The sequence below is a fragment of the Tengunoibacter tsumagoiensis genome, from assembly GCF_003967535.1.
In the GTDB taxonomy this organism is placed as follows: Bacteria; Chloroflexota; Ktedonobacteria; order Ktedonobacterales; family Ktedonobacteraceae; genus Tengunoibacter; species Tengunoibacter tsumagoiensis.
In genome coordinates, this window is record NZ_BIFR01000001.1 from 1801599 (window position 1) to 1825509 (window position 23911).

General features: G+C 49.0%; 20 protein-coding genes and 2 tRNA genes. 10 read left to right on the top strand and 12 right to left on the bottom strand.

Features of this window, described 5'->3' with window-relative positions:
• Nucleotides 1-68: 68 nt before the first annotated feature.
• The 3 genes from EL628_RS29640 to EL628_RS06975 all read right to left on the bottom strand — a co-directional run bounded on the left by EL628_RS29640 (nucleotide 69) and on the right by EL628_RS06975 (nucleotide 825).
• Nucleotides 69-356: a DUF6022 family protein gene (locus EL628_RS29640; RefSeq protein ID WP_136626704.1), complete on the bottom strand. Its 288-nt coding sequence runs from the start codon at nucleotides 354-356 to the stop codon at nucleotides 69-71.
• A 129-nt stretch (nucleotides 357-485) separates the two neighbouring features.
• Nucleotides 486-569: transfer RNA gene (locus EL628_RS06970), tRNA-Leu, on the bottom strand.
• A 172-nt stretch (nucleotides 570-741) separates the two neighbouring features.
• Nucleotides 742-825: transfer RNA gene (locus tag EL628_RS06975), tRNA-Leu, on the bottom strand.
• Nucleotides 826-1269: 444 nt separating this feature from the next.
• Between EL628_RS06975 and EL628_RS06980 the strand changes: the two genes are divergently transcribed.
• The 3 genes from EL628_RS06980 (at nucleotide 1270) to EL628_RS06990 (ending at nucleotide 4324) form a co-directional block, all read left to right on the top strand.
• Nucleotides 1270-2778: a Ppx/GppA phosphatase family protein gene (locus EL628_RS06980; RefSeq protein WP_126579242.1), complete on the top strand. Its 1509-nt coding sequence runs from the start codon at nucleotides 1270-1272 to the stop codon at nucleotides 2776-2778.
• Nucleotides 2771-3349, top strand: coding sequence for a CHAD domain-containing protein (locus EL628_RS30745; RefSeq protein ID WP_126579243.1), 579 nt, complete (start codon nucleotides 2771-2773; stop codon nucleotides 3347-3349). Before EL628_RS06980 ends, EL628_RS30745 begins: the two co-directional genes overlap by 8 nt.
• Nucleotides 3350-3682: 333 nt before the next feature.
• Nucleotides 3683-4324: an HD domain-containing protein gene (locus EL628_RS06990; protein ID WP_126579244.1), complete on the top strand. Its 642-nt coding sequence runs from the start codon at nucleotides 3683-3685 to the stop codon at nucleotides 4322-4324.
• Between the two features lie 38 nt (nucleotides 4325-4362).
• Here the strand turns inward: EL628_RS06990 and EL628_RS06995 are convergent, their stop codons facing one another.
• The 3 genes from EL628_RS06995 to secD form a co-directional block, all read right to left on the bottom strand.
• Nucleotides 4363-5298, bottom strand: coding sequence for a VOC family protein (locus EL628_RS06995; RefSeq protein ID WP_161975321.1), 936 nt, complete (start codon nucleotides 5296-5298; stop codon nucleotides 4363-4365).
• Between the two features lie 143 nt (nucleotides 5299-5441).
• Complete coding sequence (gene secF, locus EL628_RS07000) at nucleotides 5442-6875, bottom strand: protein translocase subunit SecF (RefSeq protein WP_218028880.1); 1434 nt, start codon at nucleotides 6873-6875, stop codon at nucleotides 5442-5444.
• A 9-nt stretch (nucleotides 6876-6884) separates the two neighbouring features.
• Entirely contained in the window at nucleotides 6885-8255 is a 1371-nt protein-coding gene (secD, locus tag EL628_RS07005; RefSeq protein ID WP_126579246.1) for a protein translocase subunit SecD, read from the bottom strand.
• 1248 nt (nucleotides 8256-9503) lie between these two features.
• Between secD and EL628_RS07010 the strand changes: the two genes are divergently transcribed.
• Both EL628_RS07010 and EL628_RS07015 read left to right on the top strand, forming a co-directional pair.
• A complete protein-coding gene (locus EL628_RS07010) occupies nucleotides 9504-10193 on the top strand; it encodes an ABC transporter ATP-binding protein (RefSeq protein WP_371859666.1) in 690 nt (229 codons plus the stop codon).
• Entirely contained in the window at nucleotides 10193-13087 is a 2895-nt protein-coding gene (locus tag EL628_RS07015) for an ABC transporter permease (RefSeq protein ID WP_126579248.1), read from the top strand. Before EL628_RS07010 ends, EL628_RS07015 begins: the two co-directional genes overlap by 1 nt.
• Before the next feature lie 113 nt (nucleotides 13088-13200).
• Here the strand turns inward: EL628_RS07015 and EL628_RS07020 are convergent, their stop codons facing one another.
• Nucleotides 13201-14481, bottom strand: coding sequence for an alkaline phosphatase family protein (locus tag EL628_RS07020; protein ID WP_126579249.1), 1281 nt, complete (start codon nucleotides 14479-14481; stop codon nucleotides 13201-13203).
• Nucleotides 14482-14797: 316 nt separating this feature from the next.
• Here EL628_RS07020 and EL628_RS07025 point away from each other — a divergent pair, with 316 nt between their 5' ends.
• Nucleotides 14798-15760 (top strand): DMT family transporter, encoded by a 963-nt coding sequence (locus EL628_RS07025; RefSeq protein ID WP_126579250.1) that lies wholly within the window; start codon nucleotides 14798-14800, stop codon nucleotides 15758-15760.
• Between the two features lie 72 nt (nucleotides 15761-15832).
• Here EL628_RS07025 and EL628_RS30110 read toward each other — a convergent pair whose 3' ends face one another.
• Nucleotides 15833-16003 carry a hypothetical protein gene (locus EL628_RS30110; RefSeq protein WP_170211133.1) on the bottom strand — a complete coding sequence of 57 codons (171 nt, stop codon included), beginning with the start codon at nucleotides 16001-16003 and terminating at the stop codon, nucleotides 15833-15835.
• 209 nt (nucleotides 16004-16212) lie between these two features.
• On the opposite strand from EL628_RS30110, the gene EL628_RS07030 reads away from it, so the two are divergent.
• Both EL628_RS07030 and EL628_RS07035 read left to right on the top strand, forming a co-directional pair.
• A complete protein-coding gene (locus EL628_RS07030) occupies nucleotides 16213-17097 on the top strand; it encodes a GNAT family N-acetyltransferase (protein ID WP_126579251.1) in 885 nt (294 codons plus the stop codon).
• 11 nt (nucleotides 17098-17108) lie between these two features.
• Nucleotides 17109-18119 carry a protein DA1 gene (locus EL628_RS07035; RefSeq protein ID WP_126579252.1) on the top strand — a complete coding sequence of 337 codons (1011 nt, stop codon included), beginning with the start codon at nucleotides 17109-17111 and terminating at the stop codon, nucleotides 18117-18119.
• Between the two features lie 150 nt (nucleotides 18120-18269).
• Here the strand turns inward: EL628_RS07035 and EL628_RS07040 are convergent, their stop codons facing one another.
• Complete coding sequence (locus EL628_RS07040) at nucleotides 18270-19421, bottom strand: AAA family ATPase (protein ID WP_126579253.1); 1152 nt, start codon at nucleotides 19419-19421, stop codon at nucleotides 18270-18272.
• 40 nt (nucleotides 19422-19461) lie between these two features.
• On the bottom strand, nucleotides 19462-20247 hold the full coding sequence (locus tag EL628_RS07045) for an RNA ligase family protein (RefSeq protein ID WP_126579254.1): 786 nt from the start codon (nucleotides 20245-20247) through the stop codon (nucleotides 19462-19464).
• 478 nt (nucleotides 20248-20725) lie between these two features.
• Here EL628_RS07045 and EL628_RS07050 point away from each other — a divergent pair, with 478 nt between their 5' ends.
• Nucleotides 20726-21640 carry a cation diffusion facilitator family transporter gene (locus EL628_RS07050; protein WP_126579255.1) on the top strand — a complete coding sequence of 305 codons (915 nt, stop codon included), beginning with the start codon at nucleotides 20726-20728 and terminating at the stop codon, nucleotides 21638-21640.
• An 8-nt stretch (nucleotides 21641-21648) separates the two neighbouring features.
• Here EL628_RS07050 and EL628_RS07055 read toward each other — a convergent pair whose 3' ends face one another.
• Complete coding sequence (locus EL628_RS07055) at nucleotides 21649-22683, bottom strand: hypothetical protein (RefSeq protein WP_126579256.1); 1035 nt, start codon at nucleotides 22681-22683, stop codon at nucleotides 21649-21651.
• 183 nt (nucleotides 22684-22866) lie between these two features.
• Here EL628_RS07055 and EL628_RS07060 point away from each other — a divergent pair, with 183 nt between their 5' ends.
• Nucleotides 22867-23445, top strand: coding sequence for a 3'-5' exonuclease (locus EL628_RS07060; protein ID WP_126579257.1), 579 nt, complete (start codon nucleotides 22867-22869; stop codon nucleotides 23443-23445).
• Here EL628_RS07060 and EL628_RS07065 read toward each other — a convergent pair.
• Nucleotides 23442-23894: a TIGR03668 family PPOX class F420-dependent oxidoreductase gene (locus EL628_RS07065; protein ID WP_126579258.1), complete on the bottom strand. Its 453-nt coding sequence runs from the start codon at nucleotides 23892-23894 to the stop codon at nucleotides 23442-23444. The genes EL628_RS07060 and EL628_RS07065 overlap by 4 nt on opposite strands.
• Nucleotides 23895-23911 lie beyond the last annotated feature (17 nt).

Sequence of the window (23911 nt, forward strand, 5' to 3'; positions counted from 1 at the left end):
TGAGACAATAGAAGGTATGTTACTCTAGCGTCGTTCTCAACTTCTTTTCTTGTATCTTTGAAAATCAGTTATATTGCGGATTTTTCGATCATTTGAGCAATGATTGTGTGGTCTGTTAATGTAGATGCCAGTATGACTGGTTGCCGAGGAATACGAAACCTGGTATGGTCATGAAAAAAGGATGTGACCAGTGTCCCTAGATCCTCTGTCTGCTGCTGATGTAACACACACCAGGAGCGACGTTCGCGCTCCTCTTGTGGCCCCCATTGTTCTCGCGAAAGGGGAAACGTGCCTGGGAACATTGGATTGCAAGTGAATCCCGCCTCTTTTAATTCGTCAGCTACTCCTACATCCAACAGACGGCTTTCTGCACTCCATTACTTGATCAGTGTTCTAGGGTGGAAAAGCAAGTAGAAAGCAAAAAGAAAGAACCCGCTTCAAGCTTGTTCTGAAGCGGGTTCTTTCTCTTCATATATAATATGGGGTGCCGAAGGGGGGACTCGAACCCCCATGCCAGTTAAGGCACAACGCCCTGAACGTTGCGTGTCTACCAATTTCACCACTTCGGCCAGTTGCCAGTGCGAGTTTTTGTATCTCGTCTGTCATTCGATGGGCTTATCATACAGCAAGTATTGTGGGTTGTCAAGCACTTTTTTCGATCTTTGCAAGAAGGGCTTGTCATTAGCTGAAGAAAAGAAAGCACTCAAGCAAAATACTTGAGTGCTTTCTAGTTAAGAGAAGTGCCGAAGGGGGGACTCGAACCCCCATGCCAGTTAAGGCACAACGCCCTGAACGTTGCGTGTCTACCAATTTCACCACTTCGGCCAGTTCATTGATCTTGTTTGATCGTTCGTGCGATAGGGTTATCTTAACGTAAGTTTTGTATCATGTCAAGAGTTTATTTCAACAAAATTTTCTCGCTGAGAGCGTGGCCTGATTTTTTCGTTCTCTTCTCTCCTAAGAGCTGTACGAACCGGGAGAAGAGTCCTAGTAACCGGGAAAAAAGTACTCCCTCCTCTCCTGATGCCGACGCTTTTTTGAGCCTCTCTTCTCTCCTTTTTATGGATGAGCTTGTTGGTACTGAAGGTACAAAGAGCGTTTGAAGAGGATTGGTAATAATTTTGTGGCGCCGAGCACGCTGTGAAGGGAGAGAGCGAGCAAGCAGCAAGGATGTGTCACAAATGTTATAATAATGTTAAGTTCCAATGATCGTTTGTTGCTTGTACCATTGTGCTCACAGAATAGGCTGGAGTAGAAGGGTTTATTGGCATGCACATAAACAATGTGCCACCTGGGGAGGTGCAGGAGCAACCTGCTCTCTCTCAACCTGTGAATGAGGTTGCTGCAGGAATAGATATCGGTAGCAATACGTTACGAGTCGTAGTAGCCCGTTGTTGCTCAGAACAGATAGAGATTCTGGCTGTGGACGAACGATTAGTGCGCATTGGTGAGAGTGTGAATGCTACAGGAGCGATCTCAGGAGAGAAACAAGAGCTCACGATCGCTACGTTGCAGCAGTTTCGAGCATTGGGTGAAAAGTATGGAGCTACCAGAATCTTTGCTGTCGCGACCGAAGCAATTCGGAAAGCGAGCAATCGCGAGGCTTTCCTGGCAGCTATTCAGCAAGAAACGGGCATTGAAGTGCAGCTCATTGAGGGTGAGGTTGAGGCCACAATTACCTTTTACGGTGCTACCTATGCGCTACCGCAGCGCGAGGAGCAGCCAGAGCGCATAGGTGTGATGGATCTGGGTGGTGGAAGTACAGAGCTTGTTCTTGCCAGAGAGCTGCAGATTATCTGGCATACCTCATTGCCTGTAGGATCAGGGGTGATTCATGATCGTTATTTAACGAACGATCCTCCTACATCAGAAGATCTGACGGCTGCTCGTACGTTTCTTGCCAATTTCTTTCAGGATATAAAGCAGAAAGATGCTCCCCCCATCCTACTGGCTACTGGTGGGAGTGCCAATGTTGTTCATTTGTTAGCACAACGGGCATTTGGACATCCTGAGGATCAGCTCGCGTTAACGCATGAAGATCTTGTACGCTGTGAGGGATTGCTCTGTGCATTGCCAGCTGAGGAGATTGCAAAGCGTTATCAGATTGAGCCGAAGCGAGCCCGTATTCTTTTAGCAGGTGTGCTGATCATGGTTGCAGTCCTGGAGCGCTTCCAACTTGAGCAGATTGAAGTGAGCTCCTATGGAATTCGCGAGGGTGTGCTTCTCGCGTACGCGCGTTATGGAGAGCAGTGGCTGGCACAGGTTCAGCAGCGAGCAGAACAGGTTTCTCAACAGCTAGAGAAGCAGACTGAAGAAGGTGGGCGAGAAGGAGAAACCTTTGCAGAAGCCGGGCGGAGAGTCATTCTGGACCGTACAGAGAAGATGCTCGAATGGCGTGATGCAGTGATAGAGTCTGAAGAGATTGAGGCAGTTCATAAGATGCGCGTGGCTTCACGCCGTCTGCGAGCAGCACTGGATGCTTACGAAGCTATTTGTAAGCCAAAAGAATTCAAAAAAGTCTATCGACAGGTGAAAATTCTGGCCGGTAATCTGGGTCTGGCCCGTGATACAGATGTGATGATTCTGAACATGCAGAGCCGTCTGGCAGAGGCCGATCCTGTCGAACAGGCTGGTCTGGACTGGTTCATCGAGCACTTAAAGGCTGAGCGCCAGCGGTATCAGAAGAAGCTGTCCTGCTTTTTATCGGCACTGGATCACCATGAGCTACGAAGACAGATTGAAGAGAAGCTTTTTCTGAAGGAGGATCAACATGGCTAAAGCGAAACCAGTCGCAGATCTTGTTCTTTCTGCTTCAGTGGCTGAGAATGCAGAAAAGATTCTGCATGTGCGCCTGAAAGAGTTTTACCAGTGGGAGCAGTATGTCGACGAGCCCTATGAGGTCGCCAATCTGCATAATCTGCGCATTGCAGCCAAGCGTTTGCGCTATACGCTGGAGATCTTTGCAGAAGCATTGCCAGAAGATGCCGCTCTTCTCCTGACAGAAGTTGAGCAGATACAAGAGGAACTGGGCAATCTGCACGATACAGATGTCTTGATTGCGCTGTTACGTCTACGGCTGGGGAGTCTGGATGGAGGCACAGGCTATGAAGAAGCCCTTCTCTCTTCAACGCGCAAGCCGGGAAAAAGCATGTTTAGCATTAGTCCAGCCCTGGTCTCACAGTTATTAGCTCCCCATGCGGCCCCAACAGCTGTGGAGCGGCAGGGTCTGGAGATCCTTTTACAGAAATTGCAGCAGAAGCGGAAAGCATTCTACCTTACCTTTAGAGAGCATTGGTATCAGCTGAAAGGGCATGATTTTTACCATCAAGTTCTCCAATTGAATGGGTGACCTGGGACGCTTATAAAAAAGAGCTCTATAGATACTATATTCATTTTTATCAATTTTTTGGAAAGAGCGGGTGGTAGAGAGATTGAGAGTGGATAAGGATAAATAAGGAGAAGTAAGAGCACTCTGAAAGAATGGAGTAGTAAGTCGTAGATCCGTTGCAGTTATGCTCTCTTTTCGAAAGCTCACGAATGTGACGTGCACTTTTGTGCGTTCGTCTGAAAAGAAGCTGAGAGAGCCATGGTAGCCAGACTGCGACGTAACACAGAAGCACTTTTTGAAGCGAATGTTTGAGTCGAAAGAAGAACTGTGTTTATTTTGAGAAGGAAACCGCACATGATGATGCAAGAATCACTAGGAGAGATCTCCTGGCAACACTATGATCAGCCAACAGATGAAGAGATGCGCCTGAGTGGTGGACTGCTTGTAGAAGATTGGCCGCACGCCCGGCATGTGATGCAACTGGCAAGCCAGCTCTTTGATGCTACGCAGCCATTGCACAAAGGGAAACAGCGAGAGCGCCAGATGCTCGAGAGAGCCGCCTTTCTGCATAATACAGGGATGCTAGTAGAGGCAAGACGTCATCATAAGCATTCCTTTCGTCTGATCAAAGAGGCTCCGTTGCCCGATTTTAGTGAGAGCGAGCGTTATGAGATCGCGTGTATTGCGCGTTATCATCGGCGTGCTCTGCCAAGTAAAGAGCATGAAGAGTATGCTGTACTCTCTGGTGCAGCTCGGAAGCGTGTCTCAACTCTGGCAGCTCTTTTGCGTGTAGCCGATGCTCTGGACTATAATCACGATGGCCGCGTCTTACGCCTGGCATCCTTCCTTCCAGCCTGTGATAAAGATATCTGGACCATTCAGCTCTGGGTCCGTCCTCTGGCAGATCTAGAGGTTGAGATGCAGCATGCTTATGAAAAGGCTGATCTGTTCGAGAAGATGTTTCATTGCAAACTGCGTCTCATGAGCCAATCCTGATCAATTTGCCACTATGGTAGAGCGTACAGGACGCTCTATCAATGCTGGATGAGTACAATAAGAGCCCCGCATGAGTCCTGCGGATCGATCCAGATCGCAGGTCTACTGGACGTTTCATAAAGATAGTGAACATTCTGACGCTCGAGATAATGGCGCGCCTGCGTCAGATCTTCTACTGTGAGCGTCATTCGACAGAGATACTCTCCTCGTTCTTCGACACAACGCTGCACCTGGTGCTCTATCCTCTGTTGGATTATCTGCTCCTCGGCGACATCTTCTCTGCCTTGCGATAGTGCGGAATGGGGGGAAGCCAGCTCAAAAAATTGCTCACCTGTTCCCAAAGGAAAAGAGTGGAGCGTCACATCTGGCCAGATAGGTTCAGAAGATGTGTGTGCGGGTGCAGGAAAGGCATAGATCTGCTGAAAGCGGTGAGATGCATCGGCTAAATGCTGTACTGCAAGGGTGGTGCTGAAGACGCTCCGGGCTCCCAATGGGTGAGAGGGTGGGGCCTGCCAGCCAGCTAATCGCGAACGTCGCTCTTCGCCGCTGCTATCGTGTTGAATGAGAAAAGGGTAGCGCTGCGCCAGATCGGGCCGCTCGACATCGGTGCGAATCCAGCCACGTGTACGCCCGGATCCACTGCGAAGCTCGCCGGGATTGGGCCCGATGATCTGATAGCCACGAGTGCGAATGGCCTCGCTATCAGCCTCAATGGCATCTGAAGCAAACACGCAATTGAAATAGCCATCCCCTTGTGCCAGGAGATCCAGCATGCTTTGTTGGGCCTCAGCAGGCTTCTGTACGGTAATCAGCTCAAGATACGTCTCTCCAATGACGATGATCCGATTGGCAGTCCCGCCAAAGGGATGGGTTCCACCTCCACTCACTGCGAGCCCGAGCCGTTTCTGAAACACCTCAGTTGCTTGCTCAAGATCATTCACGCCGATAATCACATGGTCAAAGCCCGTTATCATAGAGCCCCTCCTGTCCTGTGAATATTTGTAACGCATATATTTGCACAAACAAAGGACCGATTGACTGGTATTGTCGCCTCATGGGAGACAGTCTGTCAATCGGTCCTTACATTGATCTGAGAGTTTCGCTCTCAAAAAGTCCTTTAGCTACGTGTGCTGGCTAATTCGCGCTTCTCGCGGCGACCGTCGGCGGTTGCGACAGCATTGCGTTTGCGATTGAATCGCAGTTCGCCATTCTCCCAGATGACCAGGAGCATACTGGCATTGAAGATCGACGAGTAGGTTCCACTGAAGATACCGATCAGCAACGTGAGCGTAAAGGTATGGACGGTGGGACTGGTCGACGTAAAGAGCGTCAGGGCCAGCAGAGTAAAGAGCACTGTCAGCGAAGTATTCAGAGAACGAGCCATCGTCTGAATCAGGCTGGCGTTCACAACCTCATCAAAGGACTCCGTTGAGCGGCGGCGCATATTCTCACGGATGCGGTCGAACACCACAATGGTATCGTGCACTGAGAAACCGACCACGGTCAGCAGAGCCGTAATGAACAGAGCATCGATCTGAATGGCGAAGAAGTGTCCAAGGATCGAGAAGACACCCAGGACGACGAGAACGTCGTGCAGCAGAGCGATGATGGCGCAGGCTCCATAGCGCCAGGCTTTGGGAATCTTACGGAAAGCAAACCAGACGTAGAGCAGAATCAGGACTGAAGACGCCAGAACGGCCAGGACCGCATAGACCTCAGTCTGCTGAGCGATGGTGCCACCAATCTCGGTGCTATCAAGGATCTGTACATATGGACCACCATGTTGCAGAATCGTCTCCTGCAACGTATCTGTCGTGATTGCACTCTTGTCGTCAGACTTCGTGGCCTTGATGCTTGTCAGCGTAATGATATTAATAGACTGAGCTGTTGTCCCAATCTTCACCTCATCAACATTGACATCGATCGTGCCCTGCGTAGGAGCAGGTGTAGCTGTTGGAGTCGCAGCGGGCGTGCCTGTTGCAGTCGGAGTACCTGTTGCAGCAGGTGTGGCCTGAGCAGTAGGAGTAGTACCAGGAGTTGCAGCAGCCGTTGGAGTAGCGCTGGCGGTAACGGTTGCCCCCGTTGTTTTGGGCAGATTCTTCAGCGCATCTTTAATATCGGACTCATTGGGAGGCGACTTAAAGCCACTGATAGTGATCAGCGTATAAGGTTTTTCACCAGAGTCAGTCAGATTTCTGACATCGTACGTCAATTTCGTATCGCTGTACTTCTTATCCAGCGCATTTTGCAGAGCTGTATTGACGTTGTTATCAATCTGAGTATTGAGCTTGATCCAGGCCGTTGTGCCAGCAGCGATCTTGGCATCAGTGCCTCGAACGACCTGCGCATCTTTCAGTCCCAGTGGAGCTACAATCATATCGTGGATCTGCTTATCGGTCAGAGTGGTCTGTGGTCGCAGATTGATGCTACTTCCTCCACGGAAGTCGGTACCGACATTGAGGCCAAAGACGATCAGTGAGATCAGGCCAGGGATAATCACAATCAGCGAGACTGCGAGAAACCAGTAACGATGTTTAACCAGGTTGAACACGGCAGCCTCCTATACCGAACTGTTCCGCCGCGCCAGGGTTGCAGCAGGGATTGAATTTGCTGGCAGCCCGAAGAGAGCGGGGTGATTGATAACGCCAGTGGGGATCAGCAGGTTCAACAGAGTACGGGTCACAATAATGGCGGTGAACATACTGATAACAACACCAAGGAACAGGGTTGTCGCAAAACCGGTAATGAGCGTTGCGTTAAAGTTCTGACCGAAGGTGTAAAGAATCGCACAGGTGATCATCGTTGAGAAGTTTGAGTCGCGAATGGACGACCAGGCGCGCTTCCAACCAATGTCGATTGCTGATGAGAGGATACGCCCATCGCGCAGCTCCTCTTTGACACGCTCAAAGATCAGCACGTTTGCGTCAACAGCCATACCAATTGAGAGAATGAAACCGGCGATACCCGCGAGGGTCATAGTCACGCCAATCATCTTAAAGATAGCGAAAGTGACCAGAGAATACATGATCAGAGCGAGGTCGGCCAGCAGGCCCGGCAAGCGATAGTAGAGTAGCATAAAGAGCATAACTACGCCAATGCCCAGTAAGCCAGCGACCTTACTTTCATCGATAGCCTGGGTGCCCAGTGTGCCACCGATATTCTCTTCGCTCACCTGTTGTAGATCAACCGGCAGAGCACCATACTTGAGAACATTCAGGAGCTCATTGGCTTCTTGTGTTGTATACGTGCCGCTAATCTCACCATGGCCGGGGAGCTGACCCTGGATGACGGCTGAAGAGACAACACTACGATCCAGAGTGATTGTCATATTATGGCCAATGTTGGCTGCGGTAAAACTACTGAGCCGTCCAAAGGCGCTGCCCTGCATCCCAAATTCAATGGCAACCTTTCCGGTCTGATCCTGTCCAATCGCAAGCTGATTGGGATCGAGGTCTTTGCCTTCGAAGAGTGGCTTGTTGCCGGGATTGTACTGAGTATACTGGGTGGGGTCAAAGGGTGTTTTGTTGGCAACATATCCCTGAGGGCCTGTATCCCAGAACTCAAGATGCCCCGATTTCAGCAGATTTGAGATCAAGTCCTGCTGGTTACCACTAAATTGTGGCAGCTCAACTACAATACTGGGAGTGGCTCCGTTCTGCACACGGATGCTGGGCTCTTTGACGCCCAGGCCACCATTGATTCGGTTCTCAATAACATTGCGAGCATTATTCATCTCATCTAATGTGGGAGAAGTGCCGGGCTTAGGCTGGAGCGTGACACGCGTTCCACCTTGCAGATCCAGTCCTAATGTTAGCGTAAACGGATTTTTTACTCCATAGAGGGGCTTGTCATTAGGCCAGAAGTTGACGAATGCTGCGCCCGCGGCTAACAAAATAATGATGATGAGGAGTGTGAGTGTTCCTCGCCGCATAGATAAATTTCCTCTCACTCGGCTGTCGTATTCTGGGAAGCGCACCGAGACGCTCCCATGATCTTCCTCAGGGCGCAACAAAGTGCATTCCCTGACTAGAACGCAGAATGCGCCACACTATTTTCTGTGCAGTATAGCATAGTTGGTTGCTGTTGCCTATCCTGTCTTCTCCTCCTTGTAGAAGAAGGCATTAGCATACAGGACAGGTAAAGTGATCCAGGCATTTTTTTACGCGCGGCGTAAACAGGCCTCTCTACTCTATGCTTACTTTATCAGTATACAGCCAGGTGGGCCTCTGTCGTTATACTTGGCTGCGTATTGGCCTTGTTGGGAAACAACAAAGTTGCAACCCCGTCCGACCTTTCTCTTTGAGGATGAGTCCTGTGTGCCGCCTCTCTAAATGCATTCCCATCTATGTTGCTGGTAAGAGGACTGTGAGGGTCCAATAGATAGAATGTTTGCGATGTTCCTTTACTGTTTGCACACCGGTGTACAGAAAGAGAAAGGAATAACTGTGCTTAGCGTAAGGATAACATACATTACTGGTAGCGGGCAAACCTTTTGTAGGCAGTACTATTTCCCTCTGTGCTTTTAAAATATATTTTGTATCTCATGCCTTTTACTTAAGGGCCCGTTTTTCCTGTATGAGGCCTGGTAATAATGGATCACTGGTTGGCCCTTTCATGTTGCTCGCCATGCTTTTTTCATGACAGCTATCTACAAACCACTCTGTGATCATTCGCATAGTGGATAGATAGTAGATATATGGAGCGTTACGCGTAATTTTGAAGATACTATTGTGAGCGGGCTGTGAGGCAGTATTTTGATGAGATATAAGCGATGGTGCTCTATTGTGAGTGAAGGCACATTACAAAGATGGGAGAGAGGAAAGTTCAATTTGCAAGCCGGTTTATTCTGATGTACCATGCAAAGGATTGCTTTCGATTGAGAGATTATCAAGCATATCACTTGCAGGTCCATATGGTGGACTACCGCTGAGCGGAAGACTTCGCCGTTTTCTCGCCTTTCAACAGAGAAAAGGTGCGTCCACATCATATCTCTCCTACCTTTTAAGTATCTGTTTTTAAGTACCTGTTTAGGAGGGGAGTTGCGTCATTTTTATATAACGATATATCGCATGATTGTGTAGCTGTATCAGGTGAAGGAGCTTTAGCTTCCATGGATGAGACGACTGTTGTATCGAATACAGGGGTAGAGGTGGCGGATAATGGGCTTAAAGACATTGTTATGGATGTGCGGAACATTACAAAAACGCTTCCACTGGGAAGAGAACAGATCAATATTCTGAAAGGAATCAGCTTTCAGATTGTGAAGGGGGATTTTGTCTCTATCGTTGGTCCATCTGGCTCAGGAAAAAGTACCTTGCTAGGGATTATCGCCGGTCTGGATAATCCGACGGCTGGTCAAGTGATCATTGATGGCGTCGATATTGCGCATCTTTCAGAGGGGAGGCTGGCTACCGTCCGTAATCAGAAGATAGGTATGGTCTTCCAGGCTTTTAACTTGATCCCTACCCTTACGGCGCAAGAGAACGTGGAAGTTCCTCTCTATGTAGGCAAACATCCTGGCTCACCTTCTAGCCGAGCCAGAGAGCTTCTGGCACTGGTTGGGCTTTCCCATCGTCTGGATCATCGGCCCAGTCAGCTCTCAGGTGGTGAGCAGCAGCGTGTGGCCATTGCTCGTGCGCTCTCAACTGATCCAGCCATTGTGATTGCCGACGAGCCCACTGGCAACCTGGATGCGCGCAACGGCGAGAATGTGCTGAAGCTCATTGCCGACCTGCGACAGCAGACGGGGAAGACGTTTATCATTGCAACCCATGATCCGGCTGTAGCCTCGCATGCCGATCGTGCTATTCGTATCGTTGATGGACTGGTTGCGACAATCGATACAACTGGGGGGAGAATCACCCAATAATGAAAGCCTCCATCTATTTTAACTACACCTCGCGTTCCCTTGTGCGTGGGGGACAGCGGACGGTGCTGGCCATTTTCTGCGTTGCCGTGGGCGTGATGGCCATTGTCTCCTTGCAGCTTGTTGGTCTGATGATCAATAATGCTTTTAATAGTAATGTACGAGACGCCAATGGAGGCGATATCGCTGTTACCTCGCAGAATCAGCCCTTTACGCAGAGCGATCTGGCCTACTTTGACCAGCTCAAAAAAGACGGCTCGATCAATAACTATACAGCGTTGATTACTACTCAGGCTTCAACTGGTGCTCAGCTCTCGTTACGAGCCTCATTTAGCGTTCGTGTCGTTGATCCTCAGAACTATCCAGTCGTCAATCAGCCCAGTTTTACCAGTCCGGCGAATGGAAATGTGGCTGATCTTCTTAAAGATAAGCATATTATTGTCACTCAGCCCTTTATCGATCAGTATAAAAAGAAGATCGGCGATACGGTTGAGATTCATATGGGGGGAAGGACTGGCGATCGGAGGGTTATCAAGGCCCAGATCGCTGGTATTGTCACGGCTTCGGGCGTCTTTGCTCAGTCCGGAAGCGCTATGCTGCTCTCGATCAATGATTATAAAAACGCAGCAGTACAGCCAGTTGCGCCGAGCTCTTCACCCACCCCTGGAGCTCAGCCTGCGGGAGCAACTCAGGGGGGAGCACCTTCCGCGCAAGGCACGCAGGGAACTGCCCCGTCTGATGCTACGCCATCCTCTCCTCAGACCGGAACGGGGGCCAGGAGCGAGCTTGTCTATGACACGATTGATATCGTTGCCCCTGCTGCTCAGATTGATGGGGCCGCTAAGAAAATTCAGAACCAATTTCCGATTGCCAATACCCAGACGGCCAATGATGCCCTCAAACAGCAGCAGGATACCATTGATAATATTCGTAAGTTCCTGGAGATTGCTGGTCTTCTGGCTTTGCTGATTGGTGGAGTTGGTATCGTCAATACGATGCAGGTCCTCTTATCGCGCCGCAAGACAGAGATTGCGATGCTCAAGACGACAGGATATCGTCGCTTTGATCTGTATCTGCTTTTTGGGCTGGAGGCGGGTATGCTGGGTCTGATCGGAGGAATTATTGGAGCCGGGGCTGCAACTCTGGTCAGTTATCTGGTGCGTAACCTTGTTCAGCAGACCTTTCAGCTTACCATCCCGTTTTTATTGGATGGTGTAACGATTGGCGGTGGTGTGGTGATTGGATTGGTAACAGCCCTCATCTTTGGTCTGTTACCAATTGTCCAGGCAGCTAATATCCGTCCATTGAATGTGATTCGTGAGATGCCTGAGGGGCGAGGTGCCAGCAGTTTTGTCCTGACTGGTGTGCTCTTGCTCGTGCTCTCGATCCTCTTCTGTGGGCTAGCTATCGTCATTCTGAATAATGATATTGTGCTGGGCCTCGTCTCAGTCTATGGGACCTTCCTCTTCCTGGCTCTGCTAAGTATCTTCTTTGGGCTGATTATTCTGCTCATTAGCAAGTTGCCTGTCCCGGAGAATCTCAATGCTGGCTATCTGGGACTGATTCTGGGGGCTCTGGTCATTTCAGGAGTTATCTACTGGCTATTGCCCAGTTTTGGCGTCCTGTTTCTGGCGGTCTCACTGCTCGGACTGGTGGTCGTCTTCTTGCCACGAACCTGGAAAGCGACGATTAAGATGGCGTTCCGCAATCTAGGGCGACAGCGGGCGCGTACCACAACGACCATGTTGGCCCTGTTCGTTGGCATCTTCACCATCGGCCTGATTCTCGTCCTTGGCCAGAATCTGCGCGATCAAGTGAACAAGCTTCTGACCAACTCACTCAACTATAACGTCTTTGCCATTACCTCCAATGCCGATACGACAAAGCTCCAGAATAAGCTCCCAGGGCTGCCTGGTCTGAGCACCTATCAGCAGCACTCACTGGTCTCGTCTTCGCCCATTTCAGTAAATGGGAGGCCAATCAAAGATGTGTTGCCGAAGAAAACTGGTGGGGATAACTCATCAAGCTCAGTGCAACGGATGGCTGCTCTTTACTTCTTGAGCGGGATCGAGGGCTATGATGTTGGGAATAACCAGATTCCTAATAAATCTACCGTCAAGATTGTGCAGGGGCGCAACCTTGCCCTGGCTGATGCGGGGACCAGCAATGTCTTGATCTCAGCGGAACTGGCGAAGAGTGATTCACTCCACCTGAAAGTTGGAGATAAGATTACGCTTGCCAGTGTCGACCGCGTGACGACCGATACAGTAACCGTTGTTGGCATCTATAAGAATGTCACGACCTTTGGAGGGGGGCTCTATCCTGTTCTGGGCACAACCGATAGCGTCAATAAGCTCTTGCCAGCAGGTTTTAGTCAGTCCATCTTTTATCTCAAGGTTAATCCCGATAAGCTCAATAGTGCTACTGACATCATTGGCAATACCGTTCCTAACGCCTTTGTGCTCAATCTTGCCAGTATCAGCGACTTCATTGATCAGTTGTTGAACGATATCCTGCTGACCCTGACCACAATCGCCTCACTCTCACTGATTGCGGGCATTATCATTATTGCCAATGCTGTCGCATTAGCCATGCTTGAGAGGCGGCGAGAACTTGGTATTCTCAAATCAGTAGGCTATACCAGTCGCACCATTTTAAGTGAGGTGCTGCTGGAGAACGGTCTTGTCGGAGGCGTTGGTGCGCTACTGGCGATGCTCATTGTCGCTATCGTTACCTGGCTGCTAAGTGTTTATGTCTTTAAATCCACGTTTACAGTCAGCAGTCTTGTCTCATTGGGATTGATTCTGGGTTCGGCAGCCCTGGCTATGCTGACGGCAGCGCTCGTAGCCTGGGGTGCTGTTCGCGTACGACCATTGGAGGTGTTACGCTACGAATAGCAGAGACTCATCTTCCAGACTCATGTTCTAAATAGAGAAGAAAGGCGGATCATTCACAATTGCCGATGAATGATCCGCCTTTCTTCTCTACATTGTGAGACGTAAGGGAGCTTTTAGAGTGAGAGGGCCATAAAGGGGATCTCCATCTCTTCAGGCGTCAGGCCGCCATGATGACCCTGAAAATGCATAGCAAACTTGCCCTCCTCGTACCACCAGACCGTTTCATGTTTATAGGGAAGGATGACCACATTTCCTACGCGATCAAGAAAAGTGGAGCTGGGGGGCTGCATACCAAAGAACTGCTGTGCAATCAGATCTTGTGTCAGATAGACCTCGGCTCGCCCATCCAGGCGCTGGCGCAATTCTGGAACCAGGGCTGTGAGATGCTCTTCTTTTACATGGAGAAACATATCGCGAGCTGAGCCAGCCGGGACCATCACACTGCCGCGCTTATTCGTTTTGAACAGACGTGAGATATTGGGAATTTGTTTATTGAGATAGTACGTCTGTTGTGGATTGACCTCTACCTGACCATGATCAGCAGTCATCAGTAATAGCGTATCAGTGCACTTGCCAGCGACCGTTTGATAGAGAATATCATTGAGGTGGCGTAGGCAGACATCGACTGCGTCATCGAGCTGTTTTGAATAAGGGCCAAAGTTATGGCAGGTGGTATCGATCTTATCAAAGTACAGAAAATAATAGCCAGGTTTCTCTGTTGGGGAGAGAAGCACCTGGCTAAGAGAACGGAGAGCCTCCTGTAGAGTACGGTAGGGATGAACCTGAGAGCCACGGAACACAATTTCTGAATAGGTTGAAGTTGTATAATTCTCATTTTGAAAGACATGACTCTCAATCCCTTTGCTCTGGAGCATCTGATAGAAAGTCTGTCTGGGGAAAAAGGCGGCGGCTGGCTGTGGAGAGCGTTTTAACGTCTCGTGTGAGAACTTATCGTTTACATACGAAAACAGGAGGGGGGAGATCATATCATCCACAAGCGGTTCGTAATAACTCCACTCATAGATGCCACTCTGCCCAACATTGAGCCCAGTATGGATACAAGTGACATGTGCAGCCGTCGTTGAAGGAAACTGTGAAGTCATCTTCGAGACCACACCATCCTGAAGAAAGGCCTTGAGAAAAGGATAGCGCTTTGAATAACGCTCAAAAAAGCGCCAGCCAAAGGAATCAATGAAGAGCAGGACCACTTTTTTGTATCTCGTTGGTAGTTTGCCAAAGACATCGAGCGGCAGAGTCTGCTGGGGGGTGCCAGTCAGAAGAAAATCAATGGTTGCGGGAATACTCGAGAAGCAATATGAAGCATAGCATGGCCGTACAAAGCGCTGTGAAAACTTTGCCTGGTTGACCACCTTGATTGATGTCGAATTGAGCATATACAATCCTGCTTCCTAAAGCAATGAGATATTCGCTGAAAAAGAGTGCCCGTTGACTATGCAACAGTATATCACGAATCTTCTGGAATCTTAGAATTTGCTGAGAAACACGCTAAAATTTTGTAGCCAGTTATCTCTATCATTCGTCTGAATAAGTATCCAGAATACTGGACTATTTCTTTTTGTCTCTTCTTGGCGGTGGACGCCCGTTTTTTTGTTTCATTTTCTTCCATATGTCTTTATAAACCGCCAATAAGCAGTAGGGTAGCAGAAGGTTCAATTATCTTCCGTCTCCAACCAAAGAGGGGTTGGGTTTATGAAAGTACAACGTACCGATCTTGCCGTTTTGGGTGCCAGTCTTTTATGGGGTTTCAATTATACATCTGTAAAAATTGCGTTATTTTATCTTACTCCTTTTATGCTGGGCTTATTGCGCTTTGCGATTGCTTCAATTGCGATGGTCTGTCTGTTAAGATCAATGGAAGGCTCGATTCGGGTCACCTGGCCTGCTGTCAGACGGATGATTGTCGCAAGTCTGGTTGGTTTTGGCGCACAGCAGATCTGTTTTCTGTATGGATCGCATTTTATTGATGCCTCAATGGTTGCGCTGCTGACGGCGTTTACCACCGCCTTTATGGTGATTCTTACCTCAATTGCTTCAAGAGAGCGCTTGAATTTTTTGATGTTGTTTGGAGTTGGCGTTGCCTGTCTCGGTGTTTTAGGGGTGGTGCTGGGCAAAAAGAGTGCATTGATGCTCAGTTCACAGAGCCTGCTGGGTTTTGCGCTGGTGATTGGATCTGGCATTCTAGCTGGCACAGCACCCCTGATAAATAGAAGAACGCTGATGAGCTATTCCTCTTCCCGTGTAACAACCTGGACCATCATCTTTGGCTCTTGCTTCTTCTTTCCGTTAGGAGCAGCGAGTGGAAACGGGAGTCTACTGATGCACCTGCCCTGGCAGGCCTGGATCGCGATTCTCTTCTCTGCTCTGGGTGGTACTGCGGGGGCTAATCTTCTCTGGAACTATGGTATTGCTCATATCGGTGTCGTCCGTATGACCATTTATAGTTATCTTGCACCACTGCTAGGCATGTTACTTGCCAGCTTTCTGCTGAATGAAGGGATGACACCGTTACAGTGGGTGGGAGCACTGATTACGCTGGTTGGTATCGCTATCTCTCAATATGGAAAGCTTGTTTCAACTCACCGTCTGACGGCACAGGCTCTTGATGACCATGGCCCGCTTACTGATCCCCGTATGGGAATTGTTGGTAAGTAGTTTGTGAAGCTGAGATGTTGATGGTGAGCAAGGACAAAAAAGCAGGGGCGGGTTCGAAAACGCCCCTGTTTTTTACTGACCTTTTTTGTGGTGCTCTTCTTTATGATGTTTCAGCACAGTGCGAGCGGCCACTTCCTCTGCCCTATCCCCATAACGACCACTTTTTTGCGCGGACTCTTTAATGTGTTCGTATTGTCGCTCTTCCTTTTCTCCTACACCTTTGAGAGGTTTTTTCTCTGGCATAAAAGTTTCCTCCTTTGACATTGGAGCTTAAGAACTGATGGTAGTTATGACACGTTTACGCCCGCCAAAAAGGTTCAATCCTACTGGAAAGTGAGATATACTTATTGATAGAGATTTCTCAACTATGTCGTATTGAGATAGATTTCTCAACTATGTCATATTGAGATGGATTTCTCAACGAATAGCGATAGAGGTAGAAAAGGACTTTGATGAGAAGCTCTGACCGCCATGGGCTTTATCCCGCTCAGGGATTGACCACACGTGAATTATCTGAGATTGAGCAGTTAGCGCAGGTCTGCAATGCATATGAGCATCTGGATCTTAAACTGAATTGGGAGACACTCAAAAGCCGTCCAACCAAATTAACAAATGACTTTCTGTATTATGATCAGGGAGCTCTCGTTGGCTTTCTTGCTATCTTTAGTTTTAATGCTAAAGAGGCTGAGCTAAGTGGGATGGTGCACCCCGACCATCGCAGAAAAGGCATCTTTACTCAGCTTTACCAGGCAGCTTTTGTAGAGTGTGAGCGCCGCCAGCTCAAAGTATTGCTCTTAATTGTTGAGCATATTTCGAAATCTGGTCAAGGCTTTGCGGAGAAGCTACAGCCACGATCTGATCATTCTGAGTATAAGATGGTGATGGGAGAGCCTCGTATTCCTGAAAGCTTTAGCCCACAACTGCACTTTCGTGCTATTAACAGAAGCGACCTCCCAATCTTGAGCCGCATAACAGCTCTTGCTTTCAATATGCTTGAGAGCGAGGTCAAGTGGTATACCGAGGCGATTTTAGAAGACAAACAGCGCCAGTACTTTGTGGTTGAGCTAGATAATATCGTGGTTGGCAAATTGGATGTGTCCATTTCCAATCAAACAATCTTCATTTATGGCTTTGGAGTGCTACCAGAGTATCGTGGGCGTGGCTACGGACGACAGTTATTGGCCTGGGTGATCCAGCACTATCTAACCGAAGGCTATCGTTCGTTTGCCCTTGAAGTGGCCGTAGAGAACGAGCATGCGCTTGGGCTCTATACCTCCTGTGGTTTTGCCGTAACCAGTCGTTTTGATTATTACGCGATTGATCTTCCATCTGCTTAAAGGATGTGTGTATGCAAGCTACGACACCTATCTGTAAACAGTGTGGTCAGCCTATTCAGGGTCGGTATATTACCGCTTTAAATGCGACCTGGCATCCACAGCATTTTGTCTGCGCGGCTTGCCAGCGTCCCTTTGAGGGTGAGAGCTTTATGGTGCACAATGATGCGCCATATCACCAGACCTGCTATCAGAATACAATTCTCCCTCGCTGCGCCGCCTGTGGTCAGCCATTAAGTGGAAAATATGTGATTGATCCCAGGACAAACTCCTCTTATCATGAGTCCTGCTATCAGAATACGGTCGTTCCTCGCTGCACCTATTGCAATAAGCCTTTGATGGGAGAGTTTCTGGTCGATCAGTGGGGCAACAAGTTTTGTCAAGAGCACAAGCAACAATTTCCAGCCTGCCAGTTCTGTGGACGTTTGATTCCACCAGCACAGCAGGAACATGGTTCAGACCTGCAACGCTGCCAGATCTGTCGCTCGACCGCAATTGAGGAGATTAGTATTGCCAGACCCCTGTTTGGTCAGGTTGTACGCTGGATGAACGGGCAGGGCCTGCTCTATCATAATCAACCGATCAGTCTTGAGTTATGTGATCGTGTGAAATTATCCGAGCGTTTAAAAGAGCGCCATGATCCCCACTCATTGGGCGTAACGATGAGCACAACCTATACCCGGAATGGACAGTATCTCAAGACTGATATCGATGGCGTCTCTGTGCTGCATGGGATGCCCTCCGTCCTTTTTCAGGGTGTAACCGCTCATGAACTGGGCCATGTCTGGCTGATTGTCCATGAGGTACGTGGACTTCCTTCCTGGGCAGAGGAAGGTTTTTGCGAACTGCTTGCTTACCGCTACTATGGAGGCCAGTCAGGTGCTGAGAGCGCCTACTTTGCGAAGAATATTGAGCAGAATCGCGATCCTGTCTATGGAGACGGATTTCGGCGCGTGAAAGCTATTGCGGATCGAGAGGGGTTTGCGCGTTTCCTCTCAAATCTGCAAACAACAAAGAAAATGTAACCAGCTCTCTCTCATCCCCTCGTACTTGTATGCTTTTGTCGCGATGAGATGGAGAGAGCACACCCTGGATGGTGGCTCGTTGAAGAACGAGGCACCTGATGGTTCTGTTTCATCTTTCTCCCCTGCCATCTGGATAGGCTTTGGGGAAGATCAACTTTCTGTATAATAATCGACCTGTTGAGCTTCTGTTAAGTCAGGGACCTCCAGCTTATGCAATAATTTGTAGATGATCGCTTCAGGCACACTGGCTGCTCGCTCGCGATTGCGTTGCAGAATAGTTGTAAAGGGAGCCTCGAGATAGACAATACGGGTAGAAGCTCCATAGCTTGTAAAGAGCTCAATCAACGGTTGGCGCAACTGTTTGCTGATATTGGTCGCATTCCAGACAAAGCTCTGCTTCCGACGCAGGTAGGTCCGCGCTCGCTCTTTTGCAGTCTGTATCACCAGCCCCTGTGGACCTTCTGCATCGATCTTGAGTTCCTGTCGAATGGAATCAAGACTTACCATCGGCCACTCAGCCAGATGGCTACGAATCCAGGTATCCTTGCCCGCTCCTGGCAAGCCTGAGAGCAGCACCACCTCAAATTTTGCTTGTTCGTATGCCTCATAAGTGGGATCGCCTTGCTCCTTCTGAAAGTAGACAAAGCGGCCCTGGCGATTGGCAAAGGGATAAGGCTGAGTATAGCAGCCAAGCTCTTGGGCATAGGAGCGAAAGAGCTCAACGCGTGTGAGCAGCTCCTGCTGATCGGCACAGATGCGTCCATATACATCGGCCTCAGCCAGCAAAGCCAGATGATCCAGACGAATGTGCAGGCTGGCAGCCAGAAGCATACGTTCTGGCTGATACTTATCGAGAAATTGTAAAGGGAGACCGTGAAAGCGTACCAGAGCCGCGATATATTCGCGTTGAGCAAAAGGCAGGATAGGAGTGGACTCCTCACCAGTCCAGAGTAACTGCCTGGCAATCTGTTCACCTTTGCGAGCATGTCCTCTCGACGTGATTTTTCCATCCTCTTCGATCTTTGTGCAGAGTGGTTTTCCCACATCGTGCCATAAGGCAGCCGCAAAGAGCAACGTTTGATCGACCAGTGACAGCTGACGCCATTCATCTTGTGAGATTAAGGACTCAGCCACCATCCGGGTATGGATCTGAACATCTCCTTCCGCGTGATAGATTGGATTTTGTGGCACACCGGCCATTCGCTGTAACCAGGGAAAGGTCTGGACCAGACTATCCCAATCCAGTGACCAGAGAGGACCTGAAGGGCAAAAAAAAGCGTGATGAATAGTATGGATATTCATATAGTCTCCTAACAAAGGTTGCTAAACAAAGACTACTAATTTAGAACAGAGATGCGTCACGGCTCAATTGATTGGGGATAATTGGGCGTTCCATCCAATGGCTTTCGGAGCTCAGGATACTCTGAAGAAAGCTTTTTCGGACATATTTATAGCGCTCCTGAACGGCATCATCATCTTCAATTTTGAGATAGAGCCCCTCCATAAGAAGGCTGGTATTTGTCTCGTTGAGGATCTGCTGGATAGCCAGACCTTTCTGCTGGCAGATCTGTTCCAGGATCTCAAGGTGATCTGATCCGATAAAATGAGAGGGTCCAACCAACTTTAACAGGGCTTCGCAAGACTCGATCTGACCTTCGTAAAGCACTTTAACAGAGACGATAAAGGGAAGGAGAGCCAGAAGCTCGCGTCGGCGAACGGTGCTTAGAAAGCGATCGTGCTCTTTATCATAGAGGTCGAACTCCATAAAGTAGTGCGGCAACTCAGTATAAAAGATAGTATGTTTGGCATAGAGCCATTCACCGTAGAGAATATAGCGCTCGCCGAGCACTTCATAGAGTGGCAGCATGTAGCTATAAGCCCAGGTCTTGAAGAGGCTAAACTGCGCCTCGCGTGGGCCACCGGAGAGATAATGTCCACGACTCTGTAAGAGTAAAGTGCCATCATCACTGAAGCTAATGGCACAATTGGCCCCATCCATCTTCTCCTCAATGACCAGATGGCGATTGAGCAATGCTGCCATGGGCAAAATTGTCTGTTCATCATCGCCGTACTGGAGGCCAGAGCCTTCGATATGGGGCGTGCGGGGATATTTATAGATCGATACCATAGAGCTATCCTCATTGTTTGCACAGAAGCTCATCCCTGCATACCTTCAAACAGAGATCAGCAAGAGACTCTCAAAATTTCTTAGAAGGAGAAATTATGCGGCAGACAGAGCGGGTTGGGAGGCCGTCTTGTTCGCCTGACCCATAGCCATCATTTCTGGAGATAGGGAGACTCCAGGTAGTGGAAGATGCGTATGAGCCGGCTAGTATGCCGGAATAAGAGGATATGTGCAACTACATATAGGTAGCCTGTGAATCCTTTTTCTCGGGTAAGTAGTAAGTAAAACTGTATAGTTTACGCATAATACTATAGCATATTTTTTAGACAAATTCCAGACCTCGCTTGATCGTTTGATCTTCGTTTGATACAGTCGCACGTGGTTGAGAAGGGTAAAGAACATCGGTCTACGTATTGTTGTGCGTGGTAAGATAAATAGTCGCTATGTAGCGAAGCTTATATCTATAGATAAGGACGTGGTCATGACGCAACGCTCGCCAAGATTTTATATGCTTCTGTCGGTAGGGGCTGCCCTGGTAACAATGGCTTTAAAGTTTATTGGGTATTACTTAACGGGCTCAGTGGGGCTCTTTTCGGATGCAGCCGAATCGGTGGTCAATCTGGTGGCGGCCCTGGTTGGATTATGGGCCCTGACCCTGGCGGCTCGTCCAGCAGATGAAGACCATACCTATGGACATACGAAGTCTGAATATTTTTCGAGCGGGGTTGAAGGAGCTCTCATCCTCGTGGCGGCCCTGGTCATCATCGTTGAATCGGTGCCGCATCTCTTCCATCCCGTCAAATTGGAGCAGGTTGGACCTGGTCTGGCCTTCTCTGTGGCTGGAGCTTTCATCAATGGTATTCTCGCCTGGTTTATGCTTCGTGAAGGAAAACGTCAGCGCTCAATCACATTAGAGGCCGACGCTCACCATCTGTTTGCTGATGTCTATACAACCGTTGGTGTGTTGATTGGAGTAACCCTGGTTGTCATAACGGGCTGGGATATCCTCGACCCTATTATTGGTCTGCTGGTAGCAGTGAATATCATCTGGACCGGCGTCAAGCTCTTAAGGCAGACAGGATTGGGCCTGCTCGATACCGCCTTGCCAGCGGAAGATCAGGCGCAGATCCAGACCATTTTAGAGCGTTATCGGCAGCAGGGGATTAGTTTTCATGCACTGCGCAGTCGAGCGGCTGGTTCGCGCCGTTTTGTCTCTTTCCATGTGATTGTGCCAGGGAGCTGGACCGTCCTTAAAGGTCATACGATCTGCGAAGAGATCGAGATAGCAATACGGACGGCCCTGCCTGAATGTACTGTGTTTACGCACCTGGAGCCAAAAGAAGATCCATTGACCTTTGCTGATATCGAATTGGATCGTGCACCGCTCTTAGAGTGAAATCTCGTCTAGATCTGCCAGACCTTCACATCGGTGACCTGAATATCGAAATCGCCGATGCCGCTATCACCATAGACAGCGACCTGACCGGTCGTATAGGTCGTATCAGTAAAACTTTTCAGAAACTGTCCGTTGGCATAGAGACTTAACGTGCTTCCATTAGCGATCAAGCCCAGTTCGTTTTCTGTATTGAGGCCAGTATGAATGGCAGCGCTTTGACCTGTTGTCAGGACAGTGAAGTTATTGGTGGTCGAAGCATAGTTGATCAGATCAAGATTGTAGTTGCCCTCAATATCTGTAAAAAAGAGATACCCTTTTCCTGGAACAGGTGAGAGTCTGACAAGGATCCCCATGCGTTCTCCTTTGACAACAGACAATTTGGCAGCGATCGCAAGATTACTCAATGTAAGATTTGTTGCATCGGCCCGGCAAGATAAACTTCCTTTGATTGTGCGTGTAATATGATAGCTACCATCCTTATAGCCGCAGGCATAAGTATCATTCGCATTCGTTTTGCTGGTTGTGCTTGAGTTGCTCCAGAGATTGCCAGACGTCGTATTCTCCATGGTGTCATGTGTGAGTAGCGTAGCTCCGGCGGGGAGTGCCTGGGTAAATGCATTGGTATTCGTGGGAGTAGGGGTCTGTGATGAACCAGGGGTCGGAGTTAGCTGGTTTGCCTGTGCTGTAGCGGTCTCATGAATAGAGATATCTGTACCATATTGAACAAGTTTTGTCAGACCATAGGCACCCAGACCACAGATTGCCATGATGACTATCAGCGGAATACCAATGTAGAGCCACAACGATCTCTTCTTTTTCTTTGGCTGTACTGGAGGAGTAGTTGGTGGTACGTTAGGATAGTATGGAGGAGGAGGAGGAGGTTGCAAGACATTATAGGGATCTGAGCCATAGTTCGTTGCGACCTGAGGAGATTGTTGTTGTGGCTGGCCTGCTGGGAATCCATAGGCATTGATCCGGGTTCCGCACTGTGGGCAGACGGCTGCCCCCTGTGGTAACAGTGCATTGCAGACGCGACAATTCATAAATGTGAAGCTCCTTATAAACAGGGAATACATGTATGGTTGAGAATGTACATGGCCAAAAAGATGATTGCAATGGAATACTATGAAATTCCTCATTGTCGTCAGTGCATAGTATTACCCGATCATATTACACCATATTCCTGATGGTTTTGTATAGTTTGAGGAAGAAAGGCACTATTTTCAATGAAAAAGTTATTGGATGTTGTTCTAGTAATTGATATCGAGGCAACCTGTTGGGATGGTGCTGTGCCAGAGGGACAGGAGAACGAGATTATTGAGATCGGCATCTGCCCTTTTGAGGTCTCAACGCACACCAGGGGCGAAAAACGGAGCCTCTTAATTCGACCTGAGCGCTCGGTCGTCAGTCCTTTCTGTACAAAGTTAACGACATTAACGCAAGAGCAGGTGGATGGGGGGATCTCTTTTGCTGAAGCTTGCAACATATTGCGTACAGAGTATGCCTCCAAAGAACGTGTCTGGGCGAGCTGGGGTGATTATGATCGGATCATTATTGAGCAGCAATGTCTTGCAAGAAAGATTGAGTACCCTTTCAATTCTCGCCATCTGAACCTGAAAACCGTCTTTGCCCTCTTGCATGCGCTCCCGCGAGAGATCGGTATGATGGCGGCACTAAAGATGGCTCAACTAACTCCCGAGGGTACGCACCATCGTGGAGATGATGATGCCTGGAATACAGCCGCCTTGTTGAAGACTATTTTGCAGAAGATCCCCAGCGAGGAAGAGCTGTCTGACGAGGATTAAGTTGGAAGCGAAATGGCGGGTCCCCAGGGGGTAATATGATGTGGTGTCAATAGGATCATAGGTGACTGCTCAATATTCATAGCTTCATACTGCCTGTAGCGTGCTCGCAAGAGTGGTAGCATCTTGTTATGACGCTCATCAGAGGGATTGATCAGGTCTGCATGGCAGAAAAGTTGCAGATAGCCCAGTTGTGACCAATCGTCTGAATACTGATCAATTAAGAGCGTCGCTTCATGGCGGAGAAGAATATTGCGGACGCGTTTCAACTGAGTGACGGCAACGGTTTTGGGCTTCTCATCGAGGGCAATCGCGAAGTCAGGTCTCTGGTATGCATAGCAGATGGGGACAAGATAAGGCGTCCCATGCTCATCTACGGTAGCCAGCCTGGCGACACGCTGCCGCTGTACAAAGGCCTCTTCAGGTGCTGTGAGCAGCGTGCGTTGTGCCATGCTGACTATCCCCTTTT

What these genes read in the sequence shown, in the direction of transcription:
- EL628_RS06980 (WP_126579242.1), top strand. Translation starts at nt 1,270, where the DNA reads ATGCACATAAACAATGTGCCACCTGGGGAGGTGCAGGAGCAACCTGCT.
- EL628_RS30745 (WP_126579243.1), top strand. Translation starts at nt 2,771, where the DNA reads ATGGCTAAAGCGAAACCAGTCGCAGATCTTGTTCTTTCTGCTTCAGTG.
- EL628_RS06990 (WP_126579244.1), top strand. Translation starts at nt 3,683, where the DNA reads ATGATGATGCAAGAATCACTAGGAGAGATCTCCTGGCAACACTATGAT.
- EL628_RS06995 (WP_161975321.1), bottom strand. Translation starts at nt 5,298, where the DNA reads ATGATAACGGGCTTTGACCATGTGATTATCGGCGTGAATGATCTTGAG.
- secD (WP_126579246.1), bottom strand. Translation starts at nt 8,255, where the DNA reads ATGCGGCGAGGAACACTCACACTCCTCATCATCATTATTTTGTTAGCC.
- EL628_RS07010 (WP_371859666.1), top strand. Translation starts at nt 9,504, where the DNA reads ATGGATGTGCGGAACATTACAAAAACGCTTCCACTGGGAAGAGAACAG.
- EL628_RS07015 (WP_126579248.1), top strand. Translation starts at nt 10,193, where the DNA reads ATGAAAGCCTCCATCTATTTTAACTACACCTCGCGTTCCCTTGTGCGT.
- EL628_RS07020 (WP_126579249.1), bottom strand. Translation starts at nt 14,481, where the DNA reads ATGCTCAATTCGACATCAATCAAGGTGGTCAACCAGGCAAAGTTTTCA.
- EL628_RS07025 (WP_126579250.1), top strand. Translation starts at nt 14,798, where the DNA reads ATGAAAGTACAACGTACCGATCTTGCCGTTTTGGGTGCCAGTCTTTTA.
- EL628_RS30110 (WP_170211133.1), bottom strand. Translation starts at nt 16,003, where the DNA reads ATGCCAGAGAAAAAACCTCTCAAAGGTGTAGGAGAAAAGGAAGAGCGA.
- EL628_RS07030 (WP_126579251.1), top strand. Translation starts at nt 16,213, where the DNA reads ATGAGAAGCTCTGACCGCCATGGGCTTTATCCCGCTCAGGGATTGACC.
- EL628_RS07035 (WP_126579252.1), top strand. Translation starts at nt 17,109, where the DNA reads ATGCAAGCTACGACACCTATCTGTAAACAGTGTGGTCAGCCTATTCAG.
- EL628_RS07040 (WP_126579253.1), bottom strand. Translation starts at nt 19,421, where the DNA reads ATGAATATCCATACTATTCATCACGCTTTTTTTTGCCCTTCAGGTCCT.
- EL628_RS07045 (WP_126579254.1), bottom strand. Translation starts at nt 20,247, where the DNA reads ATGGTATCGATCTATAAATATCCCCGCACGCCCCATATCGAAGGCTCT.
- EL628_RS07050 (WP_126579255.1), top strand. Translation starts at nt 20,726, where the DNA reads ATGACGCAACGCTCGCCAAGATTTTATATGCTTCTGTCGGTAGGGGCT.
- EL628_RS07055 (WP_126579256.1), bottom strand. Translation starts at nt 22,683, where the DNA reads ATGAATTGTCGCGTCTGCAATGCACTGTTACCACAGGGGGCAGCCGTC.
- EL628_RS07060 (WP_126579257.1), top strand. Translation starts at nt 22,867, where the DNA reads ATGAAAAAGTTATTGGATGTTGTTCTAGTAATTGATATCGAGGCAACC.
- EL628_RS07065 (WP_126579258.1), bottom strand. Translation starts at nt 23,894, where the DNA reads ATGGCACAACGCACGCTGCTCACAGCACCTGAAGAGGCCTTTGTACAG.